This is a genomic window from Pedobacter sp. CFBP9032 (assembly GCF_034045265.1).
In the GTDB taxonomy this organism is placed as follows: domain Bacteria; phylum Bacteroidota; class Bacteroidia; order Sphingobacteriales; family Sphingobacteriaceae; genus Pedobacter.
On the sequence record NZ_JAXCWE010000013.1, the window covers coordinates 94,235 to 106,933 of the forward strand.

Annotated in this window: 12 protein-coding genes and 1 pseudogene; all 13 read right to left on the bottom strand. The window is 38.6% G+C overall.

Translation table 11 applies throughout. The annotated features are described in order from the left end of the window. Positions 1-657 (bottom strand): DedA family protein, encoded by a 657-nt coding sequence (locus tag SOM16_RS19980; protein WP_320465768.1) that lies wholly within the window; start codon positions 655-657, stop codon positions 1-3. A 47-nt stretch (positions 658-704) separates the two neighbouring features. After that, a complete protein-coding gene (locus SOM16_RS19985; protein WP_320465769.1) occupies positions 705-2,078 on the bottom strand; it encodes an NADH-quinone oxidoreductase subunit N in 1,374 nt (457 codons plus the stop codon). 3 nt (positions 2,079-2,081) lie between these two features. Further along, positions 2,082-3,545, bottom strand: coding sequence for an NADH-quinone oxidoreductase subunit M (locus tag SOM16_RS19990; RefSeq protein WP_320465770.1), 1,464 nt, complete (start codon positions 3,543-3,545; stop codon positions 2,082-2,084). Between the two features lie 20 nt (positions 3,546-3,565). Next, positions 3,566-5,467, bottom strand: coding sequence for an NADH-quinone oxidoreductase subunit L (gene nuoL / locus SOM16_RS19995; RefSeq protein WP_414692280.1), 1,902 nt, complete (start codon positions 5,465-5,467; stop codon positions 3,566-3,568). Between the two features lie 13 nt (positions 5,468-5,480). Further along, complete coding sequence (gene nuoK, locus SOM16_RS20000) at positions 5,481-5,810, bottom strand: NADH-quinone oxidoreductase subunit NuoK (RefSeq protein WP_010601897.1); 330 nt, start codon at positions 5,808-5,810, stop codon at positions 5,481-5,483. Then, on the bottom strand, positions 5,810-6,313 hold the full coding sequence (locus tag SOM16_RS20005; RefSeq protein WP_320465771.1) for an NADH-quinone oxidoreductase subunit J: 504 nt from the start codon (positions 6,311-6,313) through the stop codon (positions 5,810-5,812). The genes nuoK and SOM16_RS20005 overlap by 1 nt, the downstream gene beginning before the upstream one ends. Before the next feature lie 135 nt (positions 6,314-6,448). Next, complete coding sequence (locus SOM16_RS20010) at positions 6,449-6,952, bottom strand: NuoI/complex I 23 kDa subunit family protein (RefSeq protein WP_154279595.1); 504 nt, start codon at positions 6,950-6,952, stop codon at positions 6,449-6,451. Positions 6,953-6,954: 2 nt separating this feature from the next. Beyond that, positions 6,955-7,992: an NADH-quinone oxidoreductase subunit NuoH gene (gene nuoH / locus SOM16_RS20015; protein ID WP_320465772.1), complete on the bottom strand. Its 1,038-nt coding sequence runs from the start codon at positions 7,990-7,992 to the stop codon at positions 6,955-6,957. Next, on the bottom strand, positions 7,992-9,002 hold the full coding sequence (locus tag SOM16_RS20020) for a 2Fe-2S iron-sulfur cluster-binding protein (RefSeq protein WP_320465773.1): 1,011 nt from the start codon (positions 9,000-9,002) through the stop codon (positions 7,992-7,994). Before SOM16_RS20020 ends, nuoH begins: the two co-directional genes overlap by 1 nt. A 65-nt stretch (positions 9,003-9,067) precedes the next feature. After that, positions 9,068-9,394 (bottom strand): annotated as a pseudogene (locus tag SOM16_RS20025) (ORF6N domain-containing protein). Positions 9,395-9,532: 138 nt separating this feature from the next. Continuing rightward, positions 9,533-10,900, bottom strand: coding sequence for an NADH-quinone oxidoreductase subunit NuoF (gene nuoF / locus SOM16_RS20030; protein WP_320465774.1), 1,368 nt, complete (start codon positions 10,898-10,900; stop codon positions 9,533-9,535). A 75-nt stretch (positions 10,901-10,975) separates the two neighbouring features. After that, positions 10,976-11,491 carry an NAD(P)H-dependent oxidoreductase subunit E gene (locus SOM16_RS20035; RefSeq protein ID WP_320465775.1) on the bottom strand — a complete coding sequence of 172 codons (516 nt, stop codon included), beginning with the start codon at positions 11,489-11,491 and terminating at the stop codon, positions 10,976-10,978. Beyond that, complete coding sequence (locus tag SOM16_RS20040) at positions 11,484-12,698, bottom strand: NADH-quinone oxidoreductase subunit D (protein ID WP_320465776.1); 1,215 nt, start codon at positions 12,696-12,698, stop codon at positions 11,484-11,486. The genes SOM16_RS20035 and SOM16_RS20040 overlap by 8 nt, the downstream gene beginning before the upstream one ends. Position 12,699: the final 1 nt, after the last annotated feature.

Consider the following 12,699-nt stretch of genomic DNA (forward strand, 5'->3'; position numbering starts at 1 on the left):
TTAATTTGAATCTGTCTTTTCCTCGTCAGAACTTGTTACTTTACTTTTTACAAATGTAATCAATAAAGGGATAGTTGTAATAAAGATGAAGCCAATAATAATATATAATAAGTAATCGTTAATTTCTTTTTCAAACCTTTTCCCTAGGAAATACCCTAATAATGTAAGAGAGCAAATCCACAATACACCACCAACCACGTTGTAAAGTGCAAACCTTTTAAAGTCTAATCTCACCACCCCTGCAAAAATCGGTGCAAAAGTTCGAACGATTGGCACAAACCTGCCCATAATTAATGCAAAAGCCCCTTGTTTGTTATAATATCGCTCTGCAGCCTTAAGATATTTCTTCTTAAAAAAGAAACTGTCTTTTCTGGTGTACAGCACCGGACCAGTTTTTCGTCCAAACCAATAACCAGTGAAGTTCCCGGAAACGGCTGCAACGCAGAGACCAGCCAATAACAATGCAATATTTACATCTAACTTTCCTGTGGCTACAAACATGCCCGCCAGAAACAATAAATAATCACCCGGGAGAAAGAAACCAAAGAAGAGACCGGTTTCTGCATAAATTACAAATACAACGAGATAGAAACCGCCTTCCCTCAATAATTTCTCGGGATCAATCAGGTGATGCAGGTTATTCCAAAAATCGTGCATATTGAATTATTCGTAAAACTACAAATAATTATCTAACAACTGTATACCTATATGAGGTTTAAAATAATTCCAGGATAAATACCCAAAATAAGAGTAATCGCTACTGAAACTAATAAAACAACCTTGTATTGGCCTGGTGTGCTAAGTTCTATTTCTGCACCATCTTTAAACCACATGGCTACAATAACTTTGAAATAGTAATAGAAACCTACTAAAGCATTCAGGATTGCGAAAGCCACCAAAAGTGTTTGGTATTCTCCCATTACATTCAGGAACATTAAGTATTTCCCTATAAAGCCAGCCGTTAAGGGGATACCGGCCAACGATAACATCGCAATGGTAAGAGACAGCGCAACTAAAGGATTTTTCTTACCCAGGCCGTTAAAGCTATCGAAGCTATCGCTACCTGTTTTTTGTTTTACTAAAATTAGTACGGCAAAAGCGATGATTGACGCGAAAGTATAAGCAGCTGCATAAACCAAAACATTATTTTCAGACTTCGCACTTAAAACGATAAGTGAAAATAAAAGATAACCTGCGTGAGATATACTTGAATAGGCTAACATCCGCTTGAAGTTCTTTTGAAACAATGCGGTAACATTACCGATAAATAAAGTTAAACATACGATAACGATTAGCGGAGCGACCCAAAAATCATGAAGCGGTGCAAGTGAACCCGCAAACAACCTTAAGAAGGCTGCAAAGCCAGCAGTTTTAACTACTGTACTCATGAAGGTAGTGATTAGTGTTGGAGAACCTTCATATACATCCGGAGTCCAGAAGTGAAATGGTGCAGCACCAACTTTAAAGCATAAACCAATCATCATCAGGATTACTCCCGGATAAAAGATTGGTGAAATGGCTTTGCTGTTATCTACCAGGTAAGCTTGGATTTTATCTAAATCAAATGATCCTGTAGCCCCATAAATTAACGTAATCCCAAATAATAAGAAACCAGTAGAAAAAGCACCCATCAGAAAATATTTCAATGAAGCTTCGTTTGATGCAAAATCTTTTTTACGTATTCCCGCAAGGATATATAAACTTACTGACATGATTTCCAATCCCACAAATAACATCGCCATGTTTTTATAAGATACCATCATAATCATCCCCGCCAGGGCAAACAGGATTAGGGTAAAATATTCAGCTACATTATCGCTTTTAGCATGAAAATAATTTTGCGTTAATAAGAATATTAATAGCGTTCCAACAATGCAAATACCAGAAAATGCCAATGCAAAGTTATCTGTCTGCATCATGCCAAAGTGTACAGCATTACCATTCCATGCTGCAATGGTAAAGCCCAGCGCAGTAAGTAGCCCAACAACGGTAATCGGCAATAATGCTTTTTTCGCTTTAAACAAACCTGCGTAAAGTACAATAAAAGCGGTTATACTAATAGTTATGATAATGTTCATTGCTTATTTTACTGATGTTAATTTTTGATTTACCTGTTCTAATAAATGTTGTACAGATGCCTCTGTGATGTGCAATAACGGCTTAGGATATACTCCTAAAATAATAATCAAAGCACAAATAATATAAAGTACCAATTTTTCAGTTCCCTGAATATCAGCGAAGGTAACGGTTAAGGTATTGGTTTTTCCTAACATAACATTCTGATACATGCGTAACATGTAAACAGCTCCGAAAATAATAGTCAAACCCGCAATGGCGGCCGCCCAAATGCCATAATTGTAAACGCCCATTAACAATAAGAATTCTCCGATAAAGCCATTTGTTCCTGGTAGTGCTACCGTTCCTAAAACAATAATTAAGAAAACAATTGCCAGTTGAGGGGCTGCTTTTGCAATACCGCCAAGCTCTTCTATCTTATTGGTTTTTGTTCTGGAGAAAATAATATCTAAAACGAAGAATAATCCAACTACATTAATCCCGTGACTTAACATTTGCACCATAGCGCCTTGCATCCCTTGTTGGTTTAGTGCGAAGATTCCTGCAGAAATTAATCCAACGTGGGCAATAGAAGAATAAGCAACTAAACGCTTTGCATCTTTCTGCGTAAAAGCAATTAGCGAGGCATAAACAATTCCAATAATTGAAAGTACCATAGCCAGGGTAGACCAGTCCTGTACACCAGTTGGAACGATTGGCAACAGCCATCTGATTACACCGTAAATCCCCATCTTCAACATGATACCAGATAATAACATTGTTCCTTGAGTTGGAGCGGCCGTATAGGTATCTGGTTGCCAGGTATGGAATGGAAAAATCGGCATTTTAATGGCAAAAGCAATAAAGAAAGCCCAGAAAATCCATCCTTGCTGTGCACTATCTAAGTTCAAAGCATAAAAAGCTTGAATATCGAAATTATCGGCCGGGTTTTGTAAGTACAGGTAGATAATACCCATCAACATGAACAGGGAACCAGCAATGGTATACACAAAGAACTTCATGTTAATGCGAATCCTGTCTTGCCCTCCCCAGAATGCACAGATAAAATAAATCGGAATCAAAGCGGCTTCCCATCCGATATAGAACAAGAAAGCATCCATGGCGGTAAATACCAAAAGCAATCCGGTTTGCATAAATAGAATTAATGCATAGAAGGCACCAGGGTTTTTATAATCGTGTTTATAGCTTGATAAAATGATAATTGGTATCAGCAAGTTAGTTAGTAATACCACGAGCATGCTAATTCCATCGATACCTGCGTGAAAGCGAATGCCTAAATCAGCAATCCACGGTAAATTTGCTTCAAACTGCGTGCTTGCATCCGGAATAAAGTTAGCGGCGATGAACAAAGCTAATAACAAAGAGGCAACCGAAATTACGGTTGAAACTATTTTAGCCGACTTGCCAGCAAAGGCTGTTATGATCGCGCCTGCAAGCGGAAGAAATATAAGTAGTAAAAGTTGTTCCATTATTTAATTTTGAACCCTTTTTATATGTATAAAAATGTATATAACAATAATGCGACGATACCAAATACCATCATAAAAATATAGAAACCTACGTTTCCACTTTGCAGTAAACGAATGCCTTTGCTGGCTTCGTTTGTACTCCAGCCTAATCCATTTACAATACCATCAATAAATTTGGTATCGACCACTCGATAAAAAAATCTTGAAAACGCATCCAATGGCTTAGTGATAATGAAATCGTAAATTTCATCCAGGTAAAATTTATTGTAAGATAGTTTAGCGAGTGCAGAACGTGGTGCCTCATCGGCCACAGGAACGCGTGCACCTTTTACATATCTGGCGTAAGCATACAGTAAAGCAATAATGGCCGCAACTACCGATGTACCCATTAATGCGTATTCAGTAGAATGACTTAAATCTAATTCATGTTGTGCAACACCTGCGCCAGCTAACCAATGTGCTAACCATTCATTTCCACCAAAAACATGAGGAATATTGATTGCTCCTCCAATGGCTGCTAAAACAGCTAAAATAATTAGTGGCGTTGTCATTGCCGCTGGTGATTCATGAACATGACTTTCTTCATGGTGTGTTCCTCTGTATTTCCCGGAAAAGGTAAGGAACATCATTCTAAACATGTAAAATGCGGTTAAGAATGCGGTGACTACACCAACACCCCAAAGCACCGGGCTATATTGAAATGCATGGGCTAAAATTTCATCTTTCGAGAAGAAGCCCGAAAATGGAGGTAGACCTGCAATAGCGATGGTACCGATCATCATGGTTAAGAAGGTAACCGGAAGTTTCTTTCTTAAGCCACCCATGTGCCGCATATCTTGTTCGTGGTGCATGGCATGAATTACCGAACCTGCGCCCAGAAACAATAATGCTTTAAAGAATGCATGAGTTAATACATGGAAGAATGAACCTGTGTATGCACCAACGCCTAAGCCCAAAAACATATATCCCAATTGAGACACTGTTGAATAAGCCAATACTTTTTTAATATCAGTTTGGGTTAATGCAATAATTGCGGCTACTAATGCAGTTGCGGCGCCAACAATTGCAATGATATGTTGCGTGAAAGGTGCAAGATCAAATAAAACGCTTGAACGGGCGATCATATAAATTCCTGCCGTTACCATGGTTGCAGCGTGGATTAATGCAGAAACTGGCGTTGGTCCGGCCATTGCATCTGGTAACCATGTAAATAGTGGCAATTGTGCAGATTTACCACATGCACCAATAAATAAAAGAATGGTAATTAAGATCAGTGTATTATTGCCAGGCAACATATTAGCGGCCTGAGGAAATATTTTAGAAAACTCCACACTTCCGAAGAAATTGAACATTAAAAATACACCCAGCAAAAAACCTAAATCTCCGATTCTGTTCATTACAAAGGCTTTTTTAGCTGCCGATGCATAAGCACTATTGGTGTACCAGAAACCGATTAACAGATACGAACATAAACCAACGCCTTCCCAGCCGATGAACATGACAATATAATTCGAACCCAATACTAATAAGAGCATAAAGAATACAAACAGATTCAGGTAAGAAAAGAACTTGCCGAACCCTTCATCATCGTGCATGTAGCTGGTAGAATATAAGTGAATCAAGAAACCAATTCCAGTAATAATCAAAAGCATAATCGAACTCAATGGATCAACAAGGAATGATAGCGGAATATGCAATGTTCCTGCGCTAATCCAATCGAATAAAAATACCTCGTGAGATTTTTGTGTGTCGCCTTGTAAACTAAAGAAAATAACTACGCTGATGATGAATGAAGCTAAGATTACGCCGCTTCCAATGATTCCAACTAGTCCTTTAGATAACGTGTTTCTGCCCAGTCCATTAATTACAAACCCTAAAAAAGGAAGTAAAGGAACCAACCAAATCAATTGTTCTATTGTCATTCTTAATATATATTTACCACTTAAGGCGATTTAAAACATTAATATCTATTGATTTCGTATTTCTGTAAACCATTACAATAATCGCCAAACCAACTGCAACCTCTGCAGCAGCAAGCGCCATAATGAAGAATACGAAAACCTGTCCGGATGGGTCGTTACTATGAACCGAAAAAGCAGTTAAAAGCAAGTTTACTGCGTTTAACATCAGCTCTACCGACATAAAGATTACGATTGCATTTCTGCGCGTTAATACGCCTATTACACCTATTGTGAAAATTATTGCACATAAATAGATGTAGTGATTTAGTGGAACGCCTGCCATTTGAGTTGTTAAATTTTCCATTATGCCTCTACCTCATCTTTTTTAGATAATAAAACAGCTCCAACCATTGCGGCCAATAGTAACAGAGATGATAATTCAAATGGCAATAAGAATGGTCCGAAAAGCTCTTTACCTAAGTTTTCTACCAAACCCAATCCTTGGTTTTTCAAAATCAGCGGACTGTTAATGCTTGCCGCTTTAAATGAACCGACCAAAGTTACCACTAAACAACATCCTGCAATTACACCCACAATTTTAATCAATGGAGATTTTACGGGTTCAGTTTCATTGTTCAGGTTGAGGAGCATCAGTACGAAGAGAAATAATACCATGATGGCACCCATATAAACAATGAAGTTTACAACGGCCAGGAACTGGGCATTCAGCAATACGTAATGTACCGTGAACGTGAAAAAAGTGAGGATTAAGTATAATACACTGTGGATCGGATTTTTTGCAAAAATCACCATCAGTGAAAAGATGATACTTAATGTGGCTACGAAATAGAATACTTGTGTACTCATTAATTTGTTATTTGTTTTATCTGTTTCTTCGTTCGTCATTGCGAGCCACGAAGCAATTTTTAATGGTGTCACCCTGAATTTATTTCAGAGTCTTGATTAATAGATGCTGAAATAAGTTCAGCATGACGATTTTGTTTATTTTTTCATCTCCAAAGGAGCCTCTACTAATTTATCTTTCCCGTAAATGAAATCTTTACGTAAATAATCAGCAGGTACGATTGGTCCATCTAAGTAAATTGCCTCTTTCGGACAAGCTTCTTCGCATAATCCACAGAAAATGCAACGCAACATGTTTATTTCATAAGTTGCTGCATATTTTTCCTCGCGATATAAATGCTTTTCGTCGTTTTTGCGTTCTGCAGCAATCATAGTAATTGCTTCAGCTGGGCAGGATAATGCACAAAGCCCGCAAGCGGTACAACGTTCTTTTCCGTTTTCATCACGCTTAAGCGAGTGCATGCCTCTGAAGTTTGCAGAAAACTCGCGTTCTACTTCTGGATATCTTACTGTAGCCTCTTTTTTAAATAAGTGACTAATCGTAATGCCCATACCTTTTGCAATAGCAGGGAGGTACATACGCTCCATAAAGCTTAGGGGCTTTTGTTCCAGTACTTTTTTCTTGTTACTTAATGATTCCATAATTAAAACTTCTCTATAATCGCAATCACAACTCCAGTTATTATAATGTTGGCAATGGCCAAAGGTATTAAACCTTTCCAACCCAAATTCATCAATTGATCATAACGGAAACGAGGGATTGTCCAACGTACCCACATGAAGAAAAAGATAAAGAATACTATTTTACCAAAGAAAACGGCTGTACCGAAAAGTGGTGCCCAAGTTGGACCTAACCAAACAGCCATCGAATCCATACCCGGATAGTTATAGCCACCAAAGTATAATGTTGCCATCACTGCTGATGAAACAAACATGTTAATGTATTCCGCAAACAGGTAGAAGCCCAGTTTCATTGACGAATACTCGGTATGGTAACCACCAATTAATTCCGTTTCACATTCAGGTAAATCGAAAGGCGCACGGTTCGTTTCTGCAAATGAGCACACCATAAAGATTAGAAATCCTAATGGTTGATACCATACATTCCAGTTTAAGCCATGTTGCTGTTCTACAATGGTTTTTAAACTTAAGGTATTGGTCATTAAAAGCAATGCGATAATTGATAAACCCATTGCAATTTCATAACTGATATTTTGTGATGCTGCACGTATAGCACTTAATAATGAGTATTTATTATTTGATGCCCAACCCCCAATCATTACACCATAAACACCTAAAGAAACTACGCCAAAAATGTATAAAACACCTACATTAATATCTGCAACCTGTAATGGAACCATTTTGTCGCCAATTAGCATTGGGCTTCCCCAAGGAATAACCGCAGTACCAATACAGGCACAAAGCAAGGCCAAACCTGGCCCAACGATGAATAACCATTTGCTTGATGAGGCAGGAATAATTTCCTCTTTCATAAACATTTTAACGCCATCGGCTAAAGGCTGCAAGATCCCAAAGGGGCCTGCTCTATCCGGACCTAAACGATCTTGAAGATAAGCGGCAACCTTACGTTCTGCATAAGTAGAATACATGGCTACGACTAAACTAATCCCGAAGATAACGGCAACCAGAATAAACTTTTCAATTATAAAACCTGTATCCATTAGTATTTTACTGTTTTATGTAATTCAATTTCATTCGCCGCCTGTAATGCCGCATTTGGCTTAATTACCGGAAGTGGCCTTAATGTTTCGTAATGATTAGATGCAATTACTGAAGTATCATCAATATGTGTTGGGTGTTCGATTGTCCAGTCTGAAGTTGCTTTTTTATCGAAACGACAAGTATTGCAGATAAATTCTTCTACTTCACCAAACTGATCTTTGCGAGCCGTAACACGTAAAACGTCTTCTCCTTTATACCATAGCGTTACTTTACCATTGCACTTTTCATGATCGCAATTACGATGTGCATCAACAGGTTTAGTAAACCATACACGGTTTTTGAAACGGAAAGTTCTATCAGTTAAGGCACCAACGGGACAAACATCAATCACGTTGCCAGAGAAATCGTTATCAACAGCTTGTTGAATATAAGTAGAGATCTCCGAATGGTCACCACGGTTTAAAATCCCATGAACGCGTTTGTTAGTGATTTGATCAGCAGTAAAAACACAACGATAACACAGAATGCAACGATTCATGTGCAACTGAATTTTATCACCAATATCAATACGGTCGAAAGTGCGGCGCTCAAACTCATATCGTGTTTTCTGCAAACCGTGTTCGTAACCTAAATTTTGTAAATCGCATTCTCCAGCCTGGTCACAAACCGGGCAATCTAGCGGGTGATTAATCAACAAAATCTCTACTACACCAGCGCGTGCTTCTAAAACCTCTGGAGAAGTAATGTTTAACACTTCCATGCCATCCATTACAGTTGTACGGCAAGATGCAACCAATTTTGGCATTGGGCGTGGATCTTTTTCCGAACCTTTTGTTACCTTAACAATACAGGTACGGCATTTACCACCACTGCCTTCTAATTTAGAATAATAGCACATGGCTGGCGGAACAATTTCACCTCCAATTTGCCTTGCAGCATTCAGGATAGTGGTTCCGTTATCAACCTCTACTGTTATTCCATCTATCGTAACCTTAACTTTTTCACTCATGGTTAATGATATTCTTTTATTTCTTTATCTCGCCATGGTTTGTATACCCACAAACCAATTCTATTTTATATTATTTCTCTTTCGAGATTTTGTAACCAATTTCTTTTCTTGGTTGTGCCTTCTGTTCCAGTAGTGCAATACCTGAAAATGACTTCAATATTTTTATCCTGGTTATCCACTTTCAAAATGCCATGTTCACTAAATGCGAACGGAAGGTATTTTGAGTGTCGGCCATGTCTTAAGGTCGCAAATTGCGACCTTAAGACATCATTCTCTTCTTTTGTCAATTCAAACATAAAGTGTTCGGGGAACCGCTCTATATTTCTTCTGACCTGCTATTTTAATCTTTTAGTATCAACGCCAAAAAGTTCTGCTAAATCAGCATCCAACATCACCTTAACTCCTCTAAAAAGATATATTTTTTAATTATTACTTCGTTGGGGATAATTGCTGGTGATATTTCTTCTTTCATTTACATATACTTCATTGTTAAGTTTAACTTTCTTGGGTTGCAAAATGGGTCTTAGAATTTATTTCTCTTCCGTTACCGGAGCTTTTTCTATCGGAGTTGCGTAATTAGCAATGCCGTAATTTTGTTGCTGACTCTTTACAGGCTCTTTAATGTGCCATTCAAACTCATCCCTGAAATGACGAATCGCACTTGCCACTGGCCAGGCGGCTGCATCACCTAACGGGCAAATGGTATTTCCTTCAATTTTACGTTGAATATCCCAAAGCAAATCCACATCATCCATTGTACCATGGCCATGCTCAATTTTGTGTAATACTTTTTCCATCCATCCGGTACCTTCACGGCAAGGCGAACATTGTCCACAACTTTCGTGATGATAAAAACGGGAGAAATTCCAGGTATTGCGAACAATACATTGGTCTTCATCAAAAGCAATAAAGCCACCAGAACCCATCATGGTTCCTGTTGCAAATCCACCTTCTGATAAAGATTCGTAACTCATTAAACGAGGTTCGCCATTTGCATACTTTAAAGTTAAGTTAGCTGGCAAAATTGGCACAGATGACCCACCTGCAACGGTTGCCTTTAAGCGTTTACCATTGGCAATACCGCCACAATATTCATCAGAATAGATAAATTCTTCAACTGGTAAACCCAATTCAATTTCATATACACCTGGCTTAACTAAATTGCCAGATGCCGATATTAATTTTGTACCTGTACTTCTACCGATACCAATTTTTGCATATTCATCACCACCATCATTGATAATTGGCACCACAGCAGCAATAGACTCTACGTTGTTCACTACTGTTGGGCAACCATATAATCCTGCAATAGCAGGGAATGGCGGCTTTATTCTCGGATTCCCTCTTTTACCTTCAAGCGACTCTAACAACGCAGTTTCTTCCCCACAAATGTAAGCGCCACCACCTGGCTGAACATAAAGTTCTAAATCGTAACCCGTACCTAAAATATTTTTACCCAACCATCCTGCGGCTTTCGCTTCTGCAATGGCTTTCTCTAGAATACGGATTTGAGGCATCATCTCTCCACGAACGTAGATGTATGAAACTTTTGCACCCAATGCAAAACTGGCAACAATCATTCCTTCAATTAAAGCATGAGGAATGTATGTCATCAGGTAACGGTCTTTGAAAGTCCCTGGCTCTGATTCATCAGCATTGCAAACTAAATAACGCGCAACACCTTCTGGTTTTGCCAAAAAGCTCCATTTCATCCCTGTTGGGAAACCCGCACCACCACGACCGCGTAAACCCGATTTCTTAACTTCTTCAACAATCTCTTCAGGTGTTAAAGTTTTAAGGGCTTTTTCCACAGCACGGTACCCACCTTTCTGGCGATAGACCTCAAGTGTATTGATGCCTGGTACGTTTATATGCTCAAGTAACAGTTTTCGAGACATTTATAATTAGTCTATAGTCTCCAGTCTTTAGTCTAAAGTCTTGAATCAAACGACTCATGACTTAAGATTCCTGACTTAGGACTTATTTTTCAAATCTTCAATCAATTTATCTACACTCTGGGTAGTCAGGTTCTCATAAAAAGTATATTCCGGGCTTATTTGCAATACCGGACCAAAACCACAGGCAGCTAAACATTCAACTCCTCTAAAGCTAAATAATCCATCTGCAGTAACTTCACCTTCTTTTACGCCTAACTTATCTTCTAAATGTGTTAATATATTTTCTGCACCAACCAGGCAACAAGGTCCTGTACGGCAAACCTCCAAAGCATATTTACCTTGTGGTTTTAAGAAGTACATGGTATAAAAAGTTGCTACCTCATAAACTTCAATTGGCTGAATGTTCAAATATTCAGCAACCTTATCCATCGCCGGAGTACTAACCCAAAGATATTCTGCCTGTACCAAATGTAATAATGGCAACAAAGCTGACTTTTCTTTACCCTCCGGGTAACGGCTTTTAACATCATCAAACTTGGCAAGCAACTCTGATGAAAACACTACAGGTGTTTGTTCTTCTACTTTAAGCATCTAATTCTCCTGCAATAATATTCATACTACTCATGTTGATAATGGCATCAGACAATAACATGCCTTCGCTCATTGGTGCAAACATCTGGTAATTTACAAAACTAGGTCTGCGGAAGTGTAAACGATAAGGTGTACGTCCGCCATCATTAATCAGATAAAAACCTAACTCTCCATTCCCACCTTCAACAGCGTGATAAACTTCGGCCTTTGGTGCATCAATTTCTCCCATCACAATTTTGAAGTGATAGATTAATGCCTCCATATTATTATATACTTCTTGTTTTGGAGGAAGGTAAAAATCAGGAACATCGGCATGAAAAAGACCTTTAGGTTCTGTTTTCAATTTCACTATTGCTTGTTCGATAATGCGCAAACTTTGCCACATTTCTTCATTGCGCACTAAATATCTATCGTATATATCACCGCTTGTACCTACAGGAACTTCAAAATCGAAATCCTGATAAGATGAATATGGGTCTGCCACACGAACATCGTAATCCACACCAGCTGCACGAAGCAAAGGGCCAGTCCAGCTATATTCTAAAGCAGCCTCTTTTGTCACTTCCGCAACGCCAGCTGTTCTATCAATGAAAATACGGTTACGGGTTAAAAGGTTCTCAAATTCCTTTAAGGCAACTGGGAACTCTTTTAAGAATTTATTGATTTTAGTAAAGGCAATTTCATTGAAATCTCTCTCAAACCCTCCAATACGACCAATATTTGTGGTTAAACGGGCACCACAAACCTCCTCGAAGATTTCATATATATGCTCACGAAATTGGAAGAGGTAAAGGAAAGTTGTTGTTGCTCCGGTATCCTGACCAATAATTGTATTACAGATAATATGATCAGCAATGCGGGAAAGTTCCATGATGATCACGCGAAGATAATCTACACGTTTTGGCATCTGGATATTTAACAATTTTTCAACCGTCATGTGCCATCCCATATTGTTAATAGGCGAAGAGCAATAGTTTAAACGGTCTGTTAATGGTGTAATTTGATAGAACGGGCGATGTTCGGCAATCTTTTCGAATGCTCGGTGAATGTAGCCAATTGTAGAAACGCCGCTTACAATCCGTTCGCCATCTAATTGCAAAACGTTTTGAAAAACTCCGTGTGTTGCTGGGTGGGTTGGGCCTAAATTTAAGGTTACCAGCTCACTTTGCGGATCGTTATCTGTAAATACCGGATGGTTATGATTCATA

Excerpts from the sequence above, each read along its gene's own strand:
- SOM16_RS19980 (WP_320465768.1), bottom strand. The coding sequence starts at position 657 with ATGCACGATTTTTGGAATAACCTGCATCACCTGATTGATCCCGAGAAA.
- SOM16_RS19985 (WP_320465769.1), bottom strand. The coding sequence starts at position 2,078 with ATGAACATTATCATAACTATTAGTATAACCGCTTTTATTGTACTTTAC.
- SOM16_RS19990 (WP_320465770.1), bottom strand. The coding sequence starts at position 3,545 with ATGGAACAACTTTTACTACTTATATTTCTTCCGCTTGCAGGCGCGATC.
- nuoL (WP_414692280.1), bottom strand. The coding sequence starts at position 5,467 with ATGACAATAGAACAATTGATTTGGTTGGTTCCTTTACTTCCTTTTTTA.
- nuoK (WP_010601897.1), bottom strand. The coding sequence starts at position 5,810 with ATGGAAAATTTAACAACTCAAATGGCAGGCGTTCCACTAAATCACTAC.
- SOM16_RS20005 (WP_320465771.1), bottom strand. The coding sequence starts at position 6,313 with ATGAGTACACAAGTATTCTATTTCGTAGCCACATTAAGTATCATCTTT.
- SOM16_RS20010 (WP_154279595.1), bottom strand. The coding sequence starts at position 6,952 with ATGGAATCATTAAGTAACAAGAAAAAAGTACTGGAACAAAAGCCCCTA.
- nuoH (WP_320465772.1), bottom strand. The coding sequence starts at position 7,992 with ATGGATACAGGTTTTATAATTGAAAAGTTTATTCTGGTTGCCGTTATC.
- SOM16_RS20020 (WP_320465773.1), bottom strand. The coding sequence starts at position 9,002 with ATGAGTGAAAAAGTTAAGGTTACGATAGATGGAATAACAGTAGAGGTT.
- nuoF (WP_320465774.1), bottom strand. The coding sequence starts at position 10,900 with ATGTCTCGAAAACTGTTACTTGAGCATATAAACGTACCAGGCATCAAT.
- SOM16_RS20035 (WP_320465775.1), bottom strand. The coding sequence starts at position 11,491 with ATGCTTAAAGTAGAAGAACAAACACCTGTAGTGTTTTCATCAGAGTTG.
- SOM16_RS20040 (WP_320465776.1), bottom strand. The coding sequence starts at position 12,698 with ATGAATCATAACCATCCGGTATTTACAGATAACGATCCGCAAAGTGAG.